The sequence below is a fragment of the Caulobacter sp. LjRoot300 genome (genome assembly GCF_964253875.1).
GTDB lineage: Bacteria > Pseudomonadota > Alphaproteobacteria > Caulobacterales > Caulobacteraceae > Caulobacter.
The window spans coordinates 436458-454167 of sequence record NZ_CAXUSA020000001.1; the positions used below are offsets into that span (position 1 = coordinate 436458).

Consider the following 17710-nt stretch of genomic DNA (forward strand, 5'->3'; position numbering starts at 1 on the left):
CTACTTCCTCTTCGCCTTCTTGTCGGCGGCGTGGCCGGGGAAGTTGCGGGTGGGTGCGAACTCACCGAACTTCATGCCGACCATGTCTTCCGACACGGAGACGGGAACGTGCTTTTGACCGTTGTGCACGCCGAACACCAGGCCGACGAACTGCGGCATGATGGTCGAGCGGCGCGACCAGGTCTTGATGACGTCCTTGCGGCCCGACGCGAGAGCGGCGTCGGCCTTCTTCAGGAGGTACCCGTCGACGAACGGGCCTTTCCAGACGGAGCGGGTCATGGCTTAGCGGCCCTTTTTCGCTTTGTGGCGCGAACGGATGATGAACTTATCCGTGGCCTTGTTGACGCGGGTCTTGGCGCCCTTGGTCGGCTTACCAGCCGGGGTCACCGGGTGACGGCCGCCCGAGGTGCGGCCTTCACCACCGCCGTGCGGGTGGTCGACCGGGTTCATGGCGACGCCGCGGACGTGAGGACGACGGCCCATGTGACGAACGCGCCCGGCCTTGCCGAGGTTTTCGTTCATGTGGTCCGGGTTCGACACGGCGCCGACGGTGGCCATGCAGCTGTCCAGCACCATGCGCAGCTCGCCCGAGTTCAGGCGGATCTGGGCGTAGCCGGCGTCACGACCCACCAGCTGGGCGTAGGCGCCAGCCGAACGCGCGATCTGACCACCCTTGGCGGGCTTCAGCTCGACGTTGTGGATGATCGTGCCGATCGGCAGGGTGCGCAGCGGCGAGGCGTTGCCCGGCTTCACGTCGACCTTGTCGGCGGTGACGACTTCGTCGCCGGCCTTCAGGCGTTGCGGGGCCAGGATGTAGGCCAGCTCGCCGTCCTGATACTTGATCAGGGCGATGAAGGCGGTGCGGTTCGGGTCGTACTCGAGGCGGACGACCGTGGCCGTGCCTTGCTTACGACGCTTGAAGTCGACCAGACGGTAGAGGCGCTTGGCGCCGCCGCCGCGGAAGCGGACCGCGATGCGGCCGTTGCCGCCGCGACCGCCCGACTTGGTCAGACCTTCGACCAGCTTCTTTTCCGGGCGGCCCTTGTGGAGCTCGCTGCGGTCGATCAGCACCAGGCCGCGCTGGCCGGGGCTGGTCGGGTTAAAGTGCTTCAAGGCCATCTGATTAGAGCCCCGTCGTGATGTCGATCGACTGGCCTTCGGCCAGGGTCACGATGGCTTTTTTGACATCGGAACGGCGTCCGATGATGCCACGGAAGCGCTTGGTCTTGCCCTTGGTGACCAGGGTGTTGACCTTGGTGACCTTGACCTTGAACAGCTCTTCGACGGCGGCGGCGATTTCGTCCTTCGACGCATCGGCGGACACGCGGAAGACAACCTTGTTCTGCTCGCTGAGCAGGGTGGCCTTCTCGGTGATCACCGGCGACAGGATCGTGTCGTAGTGGCGGGCGGTTGCGGCCATCAGGCGGCTTCCTTCTCAGCGAAACGGGCCGAGATCGCCTCGATCGCGTCCTTGGTCAGGACGAGCGTTTGGCGACGCAGCACGTCATAGACGTTCAGGCCGGCGTTCGGCAGCACGTCGATGTTCGGAATGTTGCGGGCGGCGAGCTTGAAGTTGCCGTCCACTTCCGGACCCGCGATGACCAGGGCGTTCTTCAGGCCGATCTTCTCGAAGTTGGCGCGCAGGGCGGCCGTCTTCGGATCGGTCAGAACGGCGCTGTCCAGCACGACCAGCGAACCGGACTTGGCCTTCGACGAGAGCGCGTGGCGCAGAGCCATGGCGCGGATCTTCTTGGGAAGATCGAACGCGTGGCTACGGACGACAGGGCCGTGGGCCTTGGCGCCGCCGACGAACTGAGCCGCACGGCGCGAACCGTGACGAGCCGAGCCGGTGCCCTTTTGCTTGTACATCTTCTTGCCCGTACGAGAGACCTCGTTGCGGACCTGAATCTTGTGGTTCCCGGAGCGGCGCTTGGCCAGCTGCCAGGTGACGACGCGCTGCAGGATGTCGCCGCGGATGTCGGCGATGCCAAAGATGGCGTCGTCGAGATCAACGGAACCGGCCTTGCCGCCGTCCAGTTTGATGACGTCGAGTTTCATTAGCCTTCGCCCTCTTCGGTGGTCACCGCGGGGGCTTCCTCAGCGGGGGTTTCAGCGGCGGCGGCCGGAGCCTCGCCAGCCTTGCGGAAGGCGCCCGGACGCGGCAGGTCGGCCGGAGCGGCCTTCTTGATCGCGTCGCGAACCTTGACGTAGCTGCCTTCCGAGCCGGGGACGGCGCCCTTGACCAGGATCAGGCCGCGTTCGACGTCCACTTTCCAAACGGTGACGTTCAGGGTGGTGACGGTTTCCTGACCCAGGTGACCGGCCATCTTCTTGCCCGGGAACGTACGGCCCGGATCCTGGCGGTTGCCGGTCGAGCCGTGCGAACGGTGCGAGACCGAGACGCCGTGGGTGGCGCGCAGACCGCCGAAGTTCCAGCGCTTCATGGCGCCGGCGAAACCCTTGCCGACGGTGATGCCTTGGATGTCCACCTTCTGGCCAGGAACGTAGTGGTCGGCGGTGAATTCCGCGCCCACATCGATCAGAGCGGCTTCATCGACGCGGAATTCGGCGACGATCCGCTTGGGCTCGACCGAGTTCTTGGCGAAGTGGCCGCGCAGGGCCTTGGAGGTGTTCTTGGGCTTCTTGGCGCCGGCGCCGAGTTGCAGGGCGGTGTAACCGTCCTTCTCGACCGTGCGCTGGCCCGTGACCTGGCAACCATCCAGCGACAGGACGGTGACCGGGACGTGCTGTCCGGTTTCATCGAAGAAGCGGGTCATGCCCAGCTTCTTGGCGATCACGCCAGTACGATTAGCGGGGAGAGTCATCTGTTCGGCCCTCCTTACAGCTTGATTTCGACGTCGACGCCGGCCGACAGGTCGAGCTTCATCAGCGCGTCCACGGTCTGCGGAGTCGGATCAACGATGTCGAGGACGCGCTTGTGCGTGCGGATCTCGAACTGCTCGCGCGACTTCTTGTCGACGTGCGGCGAGCGGTTGACCGTGAATTTCTCGATAAGCGTGGGCAGGGGGATCGGGCCCCGTACCGTCGCACCCGTGCGCTTGGCCGTATTGACGATCTCGCGCGTGGAATGATCCAACACGCGGTGATCGAAGGCCTTGAGCCGGATGCGGATGTTCTGACGATCCATATCGCTCGGTTTCCTAGTGGGCTGCGCCCGCGTCTCGAACCATTTCAAAGACCAACTCGGTCCCCGCGAGGGGTCCGAACGCAGCGTCCGCAAAACAAATTGGCCCGCCCGGTCTCCCGAGAGGGCCTGTGACTGAAAACTGCGCCCCAAAAGGCGCGATCGGCAGTCGTTCGCGAACCGCGTCTGAGCTCGAAAGCTCACAGCCGGTCCAACAGAGGGGGGCTTTTACGTGCGGGAATCGGTTTCGTCAAGCGGTTCGGCGCGGGTTTCGGACGGGCCGCCGGACCTCCTCGCCCTCCCCTGTCGATCCGCTCGTCCCGGTCGAAGCCCGGCGCCGGCCGCGCCTGATCCCGCGCCCGAGGCGGCGCCCACTTCCTCGGCTTTCACCGGATGAGCGGAGTTGGCAGAGCTTAGTCGAATATAACACCGTCATGCGAAACAAGCTCAAAACACGGCGCATGAACATGATCGGGCGAGTGCGCGCGGTAGGCACGTTAACCCGGTCGCGCAAGTGTCATAAAACTGCATCAATGCTCTAGCGACCGTTCCGTCCGGTCTTGCCGCCTTGGCCGAAGCTCCATAGATCCGCCGCTCCTCGACGGACAGGCGGCCCTCCCCAAAACGACCGCCCGCCGATCGAGGCCACACAGTAAGGGGATTACCCACTATGAAGACCCAACTCTTTGCCGCCGCCGCCGTCCTGGCGCTGGCCGTCTCGGCTCCCGCCTTCGCCCAGAACGTCGGCTCGATCGGCGCCGCGGTGAACTACAGCGACGTCAAGGCCACCGGCATCGACGCCGACGGCACCTCGGTGAAGGTCGACGGCAACGTCGCCATCCCGACCGGCGCCTGGACCGTCACCCTGAACGGCAACGTCTCGGTGAACGACAACGACCTGAGCGACGAAACCGTCGCCTCGACCGCCGCTCACGCCACGACCCTGGTCGCCGGCGACACCGTGCGCGTCGGCGGCTTCGCCGCCCTGTCGCGTCCGTCGAACGACACCCTGTGGGCCGTCGGCGCCGAAGCCTCCAAGTACTTCGACAAGGTCACCCTGAACGGCCTGGTCGCCTACGGCCAGTCGAACGACCTGGACGCCGACCTGTACGCCGTGCGCGGCGAAGCCCGCTACTTCGTCTCGGACGACTTCCGTCTGGACGCCGGCGCCGGCTACTCGAAGCTGGACGCTGACGCCGGTCTGGAAGCCGACATCTGGGACATCAATGTCGGCGGCGAATACAAGTTCGCCAACACCGGCTGGTCGACCTTCGGCAAGTACACCCACACCGAGTCCAAGGACCTGGCCGACCTGAACGCCGAAGCCGTGAAGGTTGGCTTCCGCTACACCTTCGGCGGCAGCCTGAAGACCCGCGACCGTTCGGGCGCCGACCTGATCGACGCCGACACCCTGTTCGGCTTCGGCGTCCGCTAAGCGGCCGCCGTTCGCCCTAGGGTGAACAAAGGAACGCCCCGGAGCTCAGGCTTCGGGGCGTTTCACTTTATATATATGGCGTAGGCACGGTTCGCCGAACCCGGCTCACTTCGGCGCGACCAGCCCCTGCTCGACCAGCGCCTCGCGGTCGACCGACAGCACGCCGTCCGCTTCCTTCAGCTCCGCCACCTGGATGACGGTCCGCTGGCCGTAATAGGGGTCGGTCTTGGCCCGCGGTTCATTGGATTGGTGGACGAAGTAGTAGAGGAAGGCCCTGCCCCCGCTGACCACCACGTCGGGGTGCTGGCCCATGGCGGTATCGGTGGCCTGGGTTCCCGGCTGCTCCAGCAGGCGGGCCGGCTGCAGGGTCCAGGTCTTGGCGTCGTCCGAGCGCAGGACGATCAGGCCCTTCCAGGCGTCGGCGACCATCCACCAGGCGTTCTTCCAGCGGAACACCTTGGGCCCCTCGGCGCCCATGTCGACCACAGGCTTGTCGCCAAGCGGCGCCCAATGGACGAGGTCGGGGCTTTCGGCCGCCACGATCCGGCTGCCCTTGTGTTCGTCCTTGTACCAAAGGCGATAGCGGTCGCCGACCTTGACCACACTGGCGTCGATCACCCGGTCCGAGCCCAGGTCCAGCGTGTCGCCGCAGGTCCAGGCCTTCAGGTCCTTGCTGGTCAGGTGGACGATCCGCGCGGTCGCCCCGGCCTCGCCCCAGCGGTGGAAGACACCGGGCACCACGGTCAGCCACATGTGGTAGACGCCAGCTTCGGCGTACAGCTCCGGCGCCCACAGGGTCTGGCCCGTGCAGGCGGCGGGAATCTTCGCCACGCCCTTGTAGGCCCAGGCCAGGCCGTCCTTCGACACCGCCATGCCGATCGGCGTGGCGTGGACCCAGGCCACGTCCTTGGGGTCGGGGCTCTTCATCGTGGCGCGGCGGTTGGTGTAGAACATCACCCATTCGCGGTGGGCCTGGTCGAACACGATCGACACGTCGGCGGCGCCGTCGGTGACGGGATCGCGATAGAGCGGCTTGGGGGCCGCGGCCTGCGCGACCGCCGGCAGCGCCAGCGCGCCGATCAACACCAACGTCCGCAGGATCATGCCGCTTCCCCATCAACACGGCGGCCAGCCTAGCCCGGAGAGGCCAGGCCGATCCACCATGTTGACGAGGCCGGGCGCCGCCCTAGCGGCCGATGTTCACCTCGCCGGAGCCGGCGACCGACTTGTGGACCGGACCGTTGACCTTGGCGATGCTCACGTCGCCGGAGCCGGCGACCGACACCTCGGCCGTGTCGGCCTCGCCGCCGAAGTCGACATTGCCCGAGCCCATGATGCTGACCTCGACCGACCGCGAGCGGCCGCCGTTGACGGTCACGTCGCCGGAGCCGGCGATATTGGCCTCCAGCTTGCCGTTGACGCTGGCGGCGGTGACGCCGCCCGAGCCGGCGATGTTGACCTCCAGGTCGCCGCCGATCTCCTGGGTCTTCACGTCGCCGGAGCCGGCGATGTTGATCTCGGCCGAGCCGGCGCTGCCGGTCTTGGTGTCGCCCGAGCCGGCCTGGCTCAGCTCGAGCTTGCCCCTGACATTGGCCACGGTCCAGTCGCCGCAACCGGCGTTGGACAGCTCCAGGTGGTCGGTGCGGCCGACGCTGCCGAACACCGCGCCGGCGGCGCCCACTTCGGCGTCCATCGGCACGCGGACCACGATCTGCGGGATGTCCTCCCATTTCACGTCGCCGATGCCACGCACGTGGACGACGGTCTTGCCCATCACCGTGTTGCAGCCGTTGATGCGGTTGCGGCGCAGGCGGCCGTCGACCGTCACCTCCGAGCCGTTCTTGCGGATGTCCAGCGGCAGGCTCTTGTTGGTGGTCAGGAATTCAACCTTCACGTCGCCACGCGCCTCGGGCACCACGACCACACGGGCCACGGCGTCCTTGATCTTCACGGACGGATCGGCGGCGGCGGTTCCGGCGAAGCCCAGGGCGGCGGCCGCGGAGGCCAGGAGCAGAAGAGCGCGCATCGGTATTCCCTCGAAGCAAAGCGTTTGTTGAGGGAAAGCTAGCCGCGCCCTTATCGAGAAACGACTTAATTCGAGGTCATGACCCGGTTGTCATGATCCGGCCGCAATCGAAGCGGCGCCGTCGACGTCCGCCGCTTTCAACCCGCGTGGGCGGCCAGCCGCACGGGAACCGACTTGTAGGCCGGCGTGCCGCTGCGATGGTCATGGTCCTCCAGCGCCACCAGCACGTTGGCCTCCGGATAGTAGGCCGCCAGGCAGCCGCGCGGGATGTCGCGCTCAATCAGGGTGAAGCCGCGCACCGCCCTGCGGCCGGTGTCGTCGAAGGCCGCCGTCAGGTCGATGCGGTCGCCGGCCCTCAGGCCGCGGGCGGCGATGTCGTCGGGATGGGCGAACACCACGTCGCGGCGGCCGAACACCCCGCGATAGCGGTCGTTCGTCCCATAGATGGTGGTGTTGTACTGGTCGTGGCTGCGCAGGGTGGTCAGCAGCAGGACGTCGGCCTGGCCACGCCGGGCGTCCTGGCCGTCGTGGCGATGGGCCAGGAACTGGGCCTTGCCGCTGGGCGTCTTCCAGACCCGGTCGGACGGCGGGACCGGCAGGCGGAAGCCGCCGGGCTGGCGCACCCGCTGGTTATAGTTGGCGAAGGCCTCGGGAAAGACCGCCTCGATCAGGTCGCGGATCCGGTCGTAGTCGGCGGCCAGGCCCGGCCAGTCGACGATGTCGTCCGGCCCGAACAGCGCCGCCCCGATCCCCGCGACGATGGCCGGCTCCGACTTCAGCTGGTCCGAAGCCGGGGCGTTCAGGCCGCGCGAGGCGTGGACCATCGACATCGAGTCCTCGACCGTCACCGCCTGGCGGCCGCCGGCCTGGACGTCGATCTCGGTGCGGCCCAGGCACGGCAGCAGCAGGCTCTCGCCGCCGTGCAGCAGGTGGGTGCGGTTGAGCTTGGTGGCGACGTGGACCGCCAGTCCGACCTTCCGGATCGCCGCGAAGGTGCGGGTCGGATCGGGGGCGGCGACCGCGAAATTGCCGCCCAGGCCGACGAACACCTTGGTCCGCCCAGCCTCCATGGCCGCGATCGTCTCGACGACGGTATGCCCGTGCTCGCGCGGCGACTTGAAGGCGAACACCCGGTCCATGGCGTCCAGGAACACCGCCGAGGGCTTCTCCCAGATCCCGACCGTCCGGTCGCCCTGAACGTTGGAATGGCCCCGCAGCGGACAGATCCCCGCCCCCGGCCGGCCGATATTGCCCTTCAGCAGCAGCAGGTTGACCAACTGCTGCACGGTGCTGGACGAGGAGCGATGCTGGGTCAGACCCATGCCGTAGCAGAGGATCGTGGCCTTGGCGCCGGCGTAGGCCCGGGCCGCGTCCTCGATCTGGGCGCGCGACAGGCCGGAACCCGCCTCGATCCCGTCCCAGTCCAGCGCCTCGACCACGGCCCTGACCGTCTCGAAGCCTTCGGTGTGCTCGGCGATGAAGGCGCGGTCCAGGACCGTACCCTGGCTCGCCGCGTCCAGGGCCAGCACGGCCTTCATCATCCCCTGCACCGCCAGGGCGTCGCCGCCGATGGCCACCTGGTAATAGGCCGAGGCGATCGGGGTCGAGGACAGGGTGGCCATCTCGACGGGGTCCTGCGGCGCGGCGAACTTCTCCAGCGCCCGCTCCTTCAGCGGATTGAACGCCAGGATCGTCGCCCCGCGCCGCGAGGCGTCGCGCAGGGTGGTCATCATCCGCGGATGGTTGGTGCCGGGGTTGTGGCCGAAGCACAGGATCAGGTCGGCGTGGTCGAAATCCTCCAGCGTCACCGAACCCTTGCCCATGCCGATCGAGTCCGGCAGGCCGACGCTGGTCGGCTCGTGACACATGTTGGAGCAGTCGGGGAAATTGTTGGTCCCCACCCGCCGTCCCAGCAGCTGGAACAGGAACGCCGCCTCGTTCGAGGCCCGGCCCGAGGCGTAGAACTCCGCCTGGTCGGGATGGTCGAGGGCCCGTAGCGCGTCGGCCGTGCGCTGGAAGGCTTCGTCCCAGGCGATGGGGAGGTAGCGGTCCGTCGCCTGGTCATAGGCCATGGGGTGGGTCAGCCGGCCCAGGTCCTCCAGGGCGTGGTCGCTCCAGGTCAGGAGCTCGGTGACCGTGTGGGCCGCGAACACCTCGGGCGTGGCGCGCTTGGACGTCGCCTCCCAGGCCACGGCCTTGGCCCCGTTCTCGCAGAATTCGAACGAGGAGGTGTGCTTGGGATCGGGCCAGGCGCAGCCGGGACAGTCGAAGCCTTCCGGCTGGTTGGCGCGCAGCAGGGCCTTGCCGCCCTCGATCACCGTGGCCTGGTCGCTCAGCGCCCCGGCCACCGCCTTCAGCGCCCCCCAGCCGCCGGCGGCGTTGTCGTAGCGATGGATGCCGGGCACGCCCGCATTGGGGTTGCGGTCGGTCATCACGCGAGCTCCGGAACGATGTCGAGCAGGCGCTCGGCATGGGTGAAGACGGCGTGGCCGTCGGCGCGGGCCAGGGCTGCCAGGGTCAGGCCGGACTCCTCGGCCCGGCGGATCGCCAGGTCGGTGGGCGCGGAAACCGCCACCAGGATCGAACAGCCCATCCGCACGGTCTTCTCGACCATCTCGAACGAGCAGCGGCTGGTAACCAGCACGAAGCCACCCGACGCCTCGCGCCCCTCGCGCGCCATCGCCCCGGCCAGCTTGTCCAGGGCGTTGTGGCGGCCGACGTCCTCGCGGACCAGGACCAGCGCCCCCTCCCCATCGGCGAACGCCGCCGCGTGGGTGGCGCGGGTCAAGCGGCCCAGGGCCTGGACGTCGTCCAGGGCGTCGACGGCCCGCTGCACGGCCTGGTGCGACACTCTTGCGCCGCCGTCCAGGCGCGGCAGCGGCCGCACCGCGTCGGCCAGCCGCTGCACGCCGCACAATCCGCAGCTGGACCGTCCTTCCAGCGTGCGCGGCCGTGCCTTGCGCTGGAGCGTCCCGGGCTTGAGCCTGACATCGGCCAGGACGCCCAGATCCGTCTCGGTGACCTCGATCTCGAGGATGTCCTCGGCGCGGGCCACGGCCTCGGTCAGGGTGAAGCCTCGCGCCAGGTCCGCGACGTCGTCGGGCGTGGCCATCAGCACGGTGTGCGGCCGGCCGTCGAACGACAGGCCCACGGCGACTTCCTGGGGCGTGGCGCGGGCGATGATCCCGGACCCGGCCCCGACCCGCCATTGGACGGCGGAACGGCGTTGAGCGGCGGCTTTCGACATGGCCGAAGTCTACCGCCTGGCCATGCGCATCTCCAACCCTGATGCTCAGGCCCCGATGCTCGGGATGGACTCATGACGACATGAACGTTCAAATTCCGTCACGCAGGGCGGATGACCGCGCGGCGATCCTGACGCACTCTAGGGCCATGGCCATCATCGACACCCGCCGCGACCAGATGTTTCCCATCCTCAAGCCGGAGGAGATCGACCGCATCCGCCGCTTCGGCGACATCGCCCACGCCAGGGCCGGCGCCGTGCTGGCCAAGGCCGGCGAGGTCTCGCCCGGAGTCATGGTGGTGCTGGAAGGCGGCGCCCGGGTCACCCGTCGCGACGCGATGGAGGAGACCCACCTGGTCGCCGAGCATGGTCCGGGCGCCTTCATCGGCGAACTGGCCCAGCTGTCCAACCGCCCGTCGCTGGTCGACGTCCACGCCCTGACCGACCTGGAGGTGCTGCGGATCAAGCCCGAGCGGCTGCGCGCGGTGCTGGTCGCCGAGGCCGAGCTGGGCGAGCGGATCATGCGGGCCCTGATCCTGCGCCGGGTCGGGTTGCTGGAAACCGGAGCCGGAGGCCCGGTGATCATCGGCCGCGCCGCCGACGGCGAGGTCATCCGCCTGTCCGGCTTCCTGGGCCGCAACGGCCATCCCTACAAGCACCTGGACCCCGACACCGTCGACTGCGCCAAGGTGTTGATCGAGCGGTTCTCGGTCGACGAGGCCGAGCTCCCGATCGTGCTCTGCCCCGGCGGCCAGCTGCTGCGCCATCCGTCCAACGCCGAGCTGGCCCGTTGTATCGGCATGGTCGGCGACCTGGATCCGGACCGGGTCTACGACGTGGCCGTGGTCGGCGCGGGCCCCGCGGGGCTGGCGACCGCGGTCTACGCCGCCTCCGAGGGCCTGTCGGTGCTGGTGCTCGACACCCGGGCGTTCGGCGGCCAGGCCGGAGCCTCGGCCCGGATCGAGAACTATCTGGGCTTCCCCACCGGCGTCTCGGGCATGGCCCTGATGGCCCGGGCCTACAACCAGGCCCAGAAGTTCGGCGCCAACCTGGCCATCCCCGACGAGGTGGCCAGCCTGGACTGCGATGGTGATGCCAAAGAAAACGGGAGCCTCAGCGGCTATCACCTGAAACTGGTCAGCGGCGAGACCACCCAGGCCAAGACCGTGGTGATCGCCAGCGGCGCCCGCTATCGGCGGCTGGAGGTGTCCAACCTGGACCAGTTCGAGGGCAGCAGCGTCCATTACTGGGCCTCGCCGCTCGAGGCCAAGCTGTGCGCCGGCCAGGAGGTGGCCCTGGTCGGAGCCGGCAACTCCGCGGGCCAGGCGGCGGTCTACCTGGCCAGCCAGGTGGCCAAGGTCTGGCTGCTGATCCGCGGCAAGAGCCTGGACGCCAGCATGTCGCGCTACCTGATCGACCGCATCAAGAGCCTGCCCAACATCGAGATCGTCACCCGCAACGAGATCGTCGAGCTGGAAGGCGAGGACGGCCAGCTGCGCGCGATCCGCCACCGCGACCTCGACACCGGCGAGGAGGCCCGCCGCGAGATCAGCCACCTGTTCCTGTTCATCGGCGCCGCGCCCAACACCACCTGGCTGAACGAATGCCGGGTCGAGCTGGACAACCACGGCTTCGTGCGGACCGGCCAGGACCTGGCCCCAGGCCATCCGCCCTTGCAGACCAGCCGCCACGGCGTGTTCGCGATCGGCGACGTGCGGGCCGGCTCGGTCAAGCGCGTGGCGGCGGCGGTCGGCGAAGGCGCCCAGGTGGTGGCGGCGATCCACGCCTATCTGGCCGAACCGGTGACGACGGCGTGAAAGTCAGGAAATGATGACGCCCTGGGCGGCGTTGAGGATCGCCGCATACTGACGCGGAAATCGTGCAAGATCCCGCTCGATCTCCGTCCGGCGGCGGTGGAGAAACCCAGGAACCTCGCGCAGGGTCTCCGGATAAGGGTCATTGTGCGAATAGAAGAGACAGCCGCCCAGAACCAAGGCGTGCACCTTTTTCCATTGGGCGATGTCGTCCCGCCGAGGCGCCTTGAACTTGCGTGACAGGCCTATCGCCGCGCCGCCGCAATGCGGACAGGCCAGAACGGCCGCGCGCTCAAGAAAGTTGGAAGAAACGGTTCGCTTGAATGACCGCCGGCAACCAAAGCAGGCATAGGGAAAGCTCGCACTTCCCCAACCTTGATACTTCATCCAGGACATCGGCGGCGCCTCGTCGTTCCACTTTTGATTATTGTCGACCCGATGAGCGCCGACAAGCGGGCGCCCGAAGCGCTGCCTTGCGGTCGTCTCAAAAGCTATGCCTAGTAGGTCTCAAATCAACCTGAGGCGCCCATGAAGACCTTGATCCCCACGGGCCTAGCGGCCGCCCTTCTGCTGTCGACGTCATCGGCCTGGGCCGCCCAGCCGACCTGCGCTGTCGCCGACTACGCCCAGCAGGCGCGCGACCTGATCGCGCCTTACCTGGAAGCCCAGAGCTTCAGCGGCTCGATCCTGGTGGCCAAGGACGGCGCACCGGTCTGGCGCGAGAGCTTCGGCGCGGCCGACCGCGAATGGGATGTCCCCAACACCGCCGACACCAAGTTCCGCCTCGGCTCGATCACCAAGCAGTTCACCGCCACGGCGATCCTGCAACTGGTCGACCAGGGCAAGCTGTCGGTCGACGATCCGATCTCGAAATACTATGTCGACGCCCCGGCCGCCTGGTCGAAGGTGACGATCAAGCACCTACTGACCCACACCTCGGGGATCCCCAGCTACACCGCCCTGCCCGGCTTCTTCGAAAAGAATTCGATGTCGCCGCTGAGCCCGGACGGGATCATCAAGCTGACACGCGACATGCCGCTCGAGTTCGAGCCAGGCACGAAATACAACTACGACAACACCGGCTACATCCTGCTCGGCTATGTGATCGAGAAGGTGTCCGGTGAGACCTATGCCGATTACGTGGCCAAGCACATCTTCACGCCCCTGGGCATGAAGGACACCGGCTACGACGTCTCCGGCGTGATCCTGCGCCACCGCGCCTCTGGCTATAAGCCCACGAAGGACGGCTGGAAGAACGCCGACTATCTGGACATGACCCTGCCCTACGCGGCCGGTTCGCTCTATTCGACGACGGGCGATCTGCTGATCTGGGACCGGGCCCTGACCGAGCGCGAGATCCTGACGCCGGCGTCGCGGCAGGCGATGTTCACCGACTATGGCAACCACTACGGCTTCGGCTGGGGGATCAAACCGGTCGCCGGGCATGACCAGGTCTCTCATGGCGGCGGCATCAACGGTTTCAGCACCGGCATCAGCCGCTATCCCAAGGACGGCGTCGTCGCCATCGTCCTGGCCAACTACGGCGGCTCGCCGTCGAACAGCATAGCCGAGAACCTGGCCGGGCTATGCGTGGGAACCTGGCGACCGCCGAAGGCGATCACCCTGCCGACAGCGACGCTCGATCGCTATGTCGGCGCCTATGTCCTGTCGCCGACCTTCACCCTGACGATCACGCGCCAGGGCGACCAACTGATCAGCCAGGGGACGAACCAGGGTCCCGCCCCGATCTATCCCAGCGCGCCGGGCGAGTTCTTCCTCAAGATCGTCGATGCCCAGATCAGCTTCACCCAGACCGGCGACGCCGTGGCTACCGCGCTGGTGCTGCACCAGGGCGGCCGCGACACGACCGCGCCGAGAGCGGCGAAGCCTTGAAGGCACCCAATAGCAAAAGGCCCCGGAGTTTCCTCCGGGGCCTTCGCTTAGTCAGCTAGTCGCTGAGACCGATCGATTACTCGACGATCTTGGCCACGACGCCGGCGCCGACGGTGCGGCCGCCTTCACGGATGGCGAAGCGCAGCTTCTCTTCCATGGCGATCGGGGTGATCAGCTCGACGTCCAGCTCGGCGTTGTCGCCCGGCATGATCATTTCCACGCCTTCGCGCAGCTTGATGATCCCGGTGACGTCCGTCGTGCGGAAGTAGAACTGCGGGCGGTAGTTGGTGAAGAACGGGGTGTGACGGCCGCCTTCTTCCTTGGTCAGGATGTAGGCCTCGGCCACGAACTTGGTGTGCGGGGTGATCGAACCCGGCTTGCACAGCACCTGGCCACGCTCGACGTCTTCGCGCTTGGTGCCGCGCAGCAGCACGCCGACGTTGTCGCCCGCTTGACCCTGGTCCAGCAGCTTGCGGAACATTTCCACGCCCGTGCAGGTGGTCTTCTGGACCGGACGGATGCCGACGATCTCGACTTCCTCGCCGACCTTGACGATGCCGCGCTCGACCCGGCCCGTGACCACGGTGCCGCGGCCCGAGATCGAGAACACGTCTTCGACCGGCATCAGGAAGGGCAGGTCGACCGGACGGTCGGGCTGCGGGATGTAGGTGTCGACCGTCTGCATCAGCTCCAGGATCGACTGCTCGCCGATGATCGGGTCGCCGCCGTCGATGGCCACCTTGGCCGAACCCTTGGTGATCGGGATGTCGTCGCCCGGGAAGTCGTACGAGCTGAGCAGCTCGCGCACTTCCATCTCGACCAGCTCCAGCAGCTCGGCGTCGTCGACCAGGTCGACCTTGTTCATGTAGACCACCAGGGCCGGCACGCCGACCTGACGGGCCAGCAGGATGTGCTCGCGGGTCTGGGGCATCGGGCCGTCGGCGGCCGACACCACCAGGATCGCGCCGTCCATCTGGGCCGCGCCGGTGATCATGTTCTTCACATAGTCGGCGTGGCCGGGGCAGTCGACGTGGGCGTAGTGACGGTTGGCCGTCTCATATTCCACGTGCGCGGTGTTGATGGTGATGCCGCGGGCCTTCTCTTCCGGCGCGGCGTCGATGTCGGCGTAGTTCTTCGCCGTGGCGCCACCGCTCTTGGCCAGAATGATGGTGATCGCCGCCGTCAGCGTCGTCTTGCCATGGTCAACGTGACCAATGGTGCCGATGTTGCAGTGCGGCTTGTTACGTTCGAACTTTTCCTTGGCCATCGTCTCTACCTTCGCGCCGGCGGGCTTGTTTCAGGGTCATTAGTCTAGGGGGAGCTGGAGCGGGTAGCGGGAATCGAACCCGCATCCTCAGCTTGGAAGGCTGCTGCACTACCACTGTGCTATACCCGCCTAGCTAGCGGGGTCGCGTCGGCTCCCGGTCTCTGGCTTTGGGGACCAAGCCTCGTCGGAGCTCTCGTCGCGCGTGGTGGGGGAAGTAGGACTCGAACCTACGAAGGCGTACGCCAGGGGATTTACAGTCCCCCCCCTTTGCCACTCGGGACATTCCCCCAGCGCGCGACAGAGTTCCTTCAAAGCGGCCTTCCCCTCCTCGAAACCGGCGGCGGACCGCCCGTCACGAAAAAGGAACAAAAGCTTCCTCGAGACCGGTGAGACGGTGCTAAAGCAGCGCCGCCCTGGCTCTTGGAAACCCTCAGGGCCCCAAATCGGAGCGCGTCTTATAGTGTCCTCTCATTCCGAACGCAACGACCGGAAAAAGCCTTCTTCGCCCGGCCGTGATTTTCGTTCCAAGCCTCGGGAAAACAACAAGTTTTCCAAAGGCCAGGGCGACGCCAAGGACTGGATCTGGGGGACTCACGCCGTCGAGGCCGCGCTTTCCAACCCCGCCAGGCCCGTTCCGAAACGTCTTCTGGCCACCCCGGATCGCGCCAAGCGACTCGCGCCGAATCTGAGCCGCGCCCCCTTCCTGCAGATCATGGAGGGGGCCGACATCGCCCGCCAGCTGCCGGCCGGCGCCGTGCACCAGGGGATCGCCCTGAAGATCGACGAGCCCGAGATGCTCGGCGTCCACGACCTGGGCACGCCGGCCCAGGGCCTGCTGGTGATGCTGGACCAGATCACCGACCCGCAGAACATCGGCGCGATCTTCCGCTCGGCCGCCGCGTTCGGCGCCAGGGGGGTGATCCTGCAGGACCGCCACGCCCCGGCCCTGACCGGCGTGCTGGCCAAGACCGCCGTCGGGGCGGTGGACAAGATCCCGCATGCGCGCGTGGTCAACCTCTCCCGCGCCCTGGAGGAGCTGGCCGAGCTGGGCTGGCGGGCGGTGGGGCTGGCCGGCGAGGCCGAGGGCACGCTGGACCAGGTGCTGGACGATCGTCCCACGGTGCTGGTGCTTGGTTCGGAGGGCGAAGGCGTGCGCCGGCTGGTGGCCGAGCACTGCGACGCGATGGGCAGGATCGCCATGCCCGGCGGCTTCGAAAGCCTGAACGTGTCCGCCGCGGCGGCGGTGGCGCTCTATGAGGCGTCGAAAGTTCGCCCCAAGGAAGAAACCGGTTCGTGAATCCGCGTTAACGGTTTTGATTTCGCCGCGACGACGTGATTTTCTCGGGTTTGAAACGCGAGGCCCTGCTTGGCGGAGAGTTCGTATGGGATCGGGGGACCCGGTGTTGCATAGCAAAGTCCGCGCGGCGGCCCTGGCCGGCTGCGCGGTCGGCGTCCTGTTGATCACCGGCTGCGGCGCGCGCGAGCCGGTCGAGACGCCGCCCGCCGGCGCGGAGCCGGGCTACGGTGAAACCCGGACGCCAGACCTGATGGGCGCGCCGCCCTCCGCCCAGGCCGCGCCGGACGACGGCCTGCTGGGCGGGCCGCCCGGCGCCGCGGAGCCGCCGATCCCGGTCGCCACGACCGAGTCGTCCCTGAAGACCTGGCGCCGTCCCGACGGAACCCTGGTGACCGCCATGGCGCCGATCGCCAACCCGGACCTCGAGCCTCGTCCGGAGATCGAGCCTCGTCCGGTCCGCCACCCGTCCGCACGGGTCGCTCCGGCCCGCCGGGTGCATGTCGCGGCGGCCCCGGTCGCTGCCCCGATCATCCACTCCGCCGCTCGCCCCGCAGTCCAACCCGCGGCGAAGCCCACGCTGGTCGCCAAGCCGCCGTCCCGGCCGGCTACGGTAACGCCCGCCCCGGCTCCGCTGAAGCCGATCACCGCCGCCGCGCCGGCCGTGGCCCCGACCCGGGCGCCGGTCGTCGCGCCGATCGCTCCGGCCACCGCGCCCACGACATCCTCCGCTGCTCCGGCCAAGCCGCGGACCAAGCTGCAGGCCCTGCAGGCGGCGGTCGCGCCGGAAGCGACCAGGGGCGCGACCCTGGCCACCGCGCCGAGCCTGGCCCAGGGCCAGGCGGGCCAGGTCACCCTGTCCCTGCCCGCCACGCTGGGCGAGGCGATCAAGACGCAAGCCGCGAAGCTGGGCCTGGCCAAGGCGGCCAGCAAGACCAGCGCCTACGCCGACCTGCGGGGCCAGGGCTACGAGATCACGCCGAGCGGCCGCCAGACCGCCGTGGTCAAGGCTGGCCAGCCGGCGACCTTCGCCTGGCAGGTCAAGCCGACCGACGCCGCCAAGGGACCGTTGAAGACCGAGTTCGGCGTCGCCCTGAACGGGACCCACCCGGCCCAGGCCTTCACCCTGGGCTCGATCGCCCGGCAGGCCGCCCCGCTCCAGGACGCTGTGACGGAAAAGGCCCGGGGCCTCAAGGCCGCCCTGCCCGACCTGGGCCGCTACGAGACGATCGACGTGCCGGGGGTGGGCCGGATGCCGACCAAGTCGCTGCTGGGCGCCGCCCTGGTGCTGCTGGCCCTGCTGATCCTGGTGGCGATCTCGCGCAACGCCTCGGTCGCCAAGGCCAGGGCCGAGCGACGCCGCAAGGTCCGCACCCAGGCCGATTACGGCCGCAACGCGCTGCTGTACGATACGCCGGAGACCACCGACGCCACCCCGGCGGCCGCGGCCACCGGCGGCGCGACGGCGATCCATGGCCGGCCGGAACACAATCCATTCGAAACTCCGACGCACGAAGGCGCCGCTCAGGCCCCGCGCAAGGAACTCGATCGGGTCGATTAAGGGAGACTTGCCAGACCCGCCCGCCTGACGC

17 protein-coding genes and 2 tRNA genes are annotated in these 17710 nt (G+C 68.0%); 5 read left to right on the forward strand and 14 right to left on the reverse strand.

Annotated features, from left to right (window positions below; translation table 11 throughout):
- Genes rpsS through rpsJ form a run of 6 tightly spaced genes read right to left on the reverse strand, consistent with a single transcriptional unit; the run spans position 1 to position 3148 of the window.
- Positions 1-279, reverse strand: coding sequence for a 30S ribosomal protein S19 (gene rpsS, locus ACSQ2G_RS02115; RefSeq protein WP_012285669.1), 279 nt, complete (start codon positions 277-279; stop codon positions 1-3).
- A gap of 3 nt (positions 280-282) precedes the next feature.
- On the reverse strand, positions 283-1119 hold the full coding sequence (gene rplB, locus ACSQ2G_RS02120) for a 50S ribosomal protein L2 (protein WP_028041110.1): 837 nt from the start codon (positions 1117-1119) through the stop codon (positions 283-285).
- Positions 1120-1123: 4 nt separating this feature from the next.
- Entirely contained in the window at positions 1124-1420 is a 297-nt protein-coding gene (locus ACSQ2G_RS02125) for a 50S ribosomal protein L23 (RefSeq protein ID WP_007662755.1), read from the reverse strand.
- On the reverse strand, positions 1420-2058 hold the full coding sequence (rplD, locus tag ACSQ2G_RS02130; RefSeq protein ID WP_056759343.1) for a 50S ribosomal protein L4: 639 nt from the start codon (positions 2056-2058) through the stop codon (positions 1420-1422). The genes ACSQ2G_RS02125 and rplD overlap by 1 nt, the downstream gene beginning before the upstream one ends.
- Positions 2058-2825 (reverse strand): 50S ribosomal protein L3, encoded by a 768-nt coding sequence (gene rplC, locus ACSQ2G_RS02135; RefSeq protein ID WP_436027876.1) that lies wholly within the window; start codon positions 2823-2825, stop codon positions 2058-2060. The genes rplD and rplC overlap by 1 nt, the downstream gene beginning before the upstream one ends.
- 14 nt (positions 2826-2839) lie before the next feature.
- Positions 2840-3148: a 30S ribosomal protein S10 gene (gene rpsJ, locus ACSQ2G_RS02140; protein ID WP_004616952.1), complete on the reverse strand. Its 309-nt coding sequence runs from the start codon at positions 3146-3148 to the stop codon at positions 2840-2842.
- Positions 3149-3815: 667 nt separating this feature from the next.
- On the opposite strand from rpsJ, the gene ACSQ2G_RS02145 reads away from it, so the two are divergent.
- Positions 3816-4580 carry a hypothetical protein gene (locus tag ACSQ2G_RS02145; RefSeq protein WP_436027878.1) on the forward strand — a complete coding sequence of 255 codons (765 nt, stop codon included), beginning with the start codon at positions 3816-3818 and terminating at the stop codon, positions 4578-4580.
- A gap of 105 nt (positions 4581-4685) precedes the next feature.
- Here the strand turns inward: ACSQ2G_RS02145 and ACSQ2G_RS02150 are convergent, their stop codons facing one another.
- The 4 genes from ACSQ2G_RS02150 to fdhD all read right to left on the reverse strand — a co-directional run bounded on the left by ACSQ2G_RS02150 (position 4686) and on the right by fdhD (position 9853).
- Positions 4686-5684: a glycoside hydrolase family 43 gene (locus ACSQ2G_RS02150; protein ID WP_436027880.1), complete on the reverse strand. Its 999-nt coding sequence runs from the start codon at positions 5682-5684 to the stop codon at positions 4686-4688.
- A gap of 82 nt (positions 5685-5766) precedes the next feature.
- Entirely contained in the window at positions 5767-6606 is an 840-nt protein-coding gene (locus tag ACSQ2G_RS02155; RefSeq protein ID WP_436027882.1) for a GIN domain-containing protein, read from the reverse strand.
- A 137-nt stretch (positions 6607-6743) separates the two neighbouring features.
- Positions 6744-9038, reverse strand: coding sequence for an FdhF/YdeP family oxidoreductase (locus ACSQ2G_RS02160; RefSeq protein ID WP_436027884.1), 2295 nt, complete (start codon positions 9036-9038; stop codon positions 6744-6746).
- Positions 9038-9853 carry a formate dehydrogenase accessory sulfurtransferase FdhD gene (gene fdhD, locus ACSQ2G_RS02165; RefSeq protein ID WP_436027886.1) on the reverse strand — a complete coding sequence of 272 codons (816 nt, stop codon included), beginning with the start codon at positions 9851-9853 and terminating at the stop codon, positions 9038-9040. The genes ACSQ2G_RS02160 and fdhD overlap by 1 nt, the downstream gene beginning before the upstream one ends.
- 146 nt (positions 9854-9999) lie before the next feature.
- Here fdhD and ACSQ2G_RS02170 point away from each other — a divergent pair, with 146 nt between their 5' ends.
- Entirely contained in the window at positions 10000-11667 is a 1668-nt protein-coding gene (locus ACSQ2G_RS02170; protein WP_436027888.1) for an FAD-dependent oxidoreductase, read from the forward strand.
- Positions 11668-11670: 3 nt separating this feature from the next.
- Here the strand turns inward: ACSQ2G_RS02170 and ACSQ2G_RS02175 are convergent, their stop codons facing one another.
- A complete protein-coding gene (locus tag ACSQ2G_RS02175) occupies positions 11671-12060 on the reverse strand; it encodes a hypothetical protein (protein ID WP_436027890.1) in 390 nt (129 codons plus the stop codon).
- A gap of 132 nt (positions 12061-12192) precedes the next feature.
- Here ACSQ2G_RS02175 and ACSQ2G_RS02180 point away from each other — a divergent pair, with 132 nt between their 5' ends.
- A complete protein-coding gene (locus ACSQ2G_RS02180) occupies positions 12193-13557 on the forward strand; it encodes a serine hydrolase (protein WP_436027892.1) in 1365 nt (454 codons plus the stop codon).
- 76 nt (positions 13558-13633) lie between these two features.
- Here the strand turns inward: ACSQ2G_RS02180 and tuf are convergent, their stop codons facing one another.
- From tuf to ACSQ2G_RS02195, 3 genes are all read right to left on the reverse strand, one after another.
- Positions 13634-14824, reverse strand: a complete 1191-nt coding sequence (tuf, locus tag ACSQ2G_RS02185) for an elongation factor Tu (RefSeq protein ID WP_436027894.1) — start codon at positions 14822-14824, stop codon at positions 13634-13636.
- A 55-nt stretch (positions 14825-14879) separates the two neighbouring features.
- Positions 14880-14953: transfer RNA gene (locus ACSQ2G_RS02190), tRNA-Gly, on the reverse strand.
- Positions 14954-15027: 74 nt separating this feature from the next.
- Positions 15028-15113, reverse strand: a tRNA-Tyr gene (locus ACSQ2G_RS02195).
- A gap of 171 nt (positions 15114-15284) precedes the next feature.
- Between ACSQ2G_RS02195 and rlmB the strand changes: the two genes are divergently transcribed.
- Entirely contained in the window at positions 15285-16121 is an 837-nt protein-coding gene (gene rlmB, locus ACSQ2G_RS02200; RefSeq protein WP_436027895.1) for a 23S rRNA (guanosine(2251)-2'-O)-methyltransferase RlmB, read from the forward strand.
- Between the two features lie 103 nt (positions 16122-16224).
- Entirely contained in the window at positions 16225-17679 is a 1455-nt protein-coding gene (locus ACSQ2G_RS02205; RefSeq protein WP_436027896.1) for a hypothetical protein, read from the forward strand.
- The last annotated feature ends 31 nt before the right edge of the window (positions 17680-17710 follow it).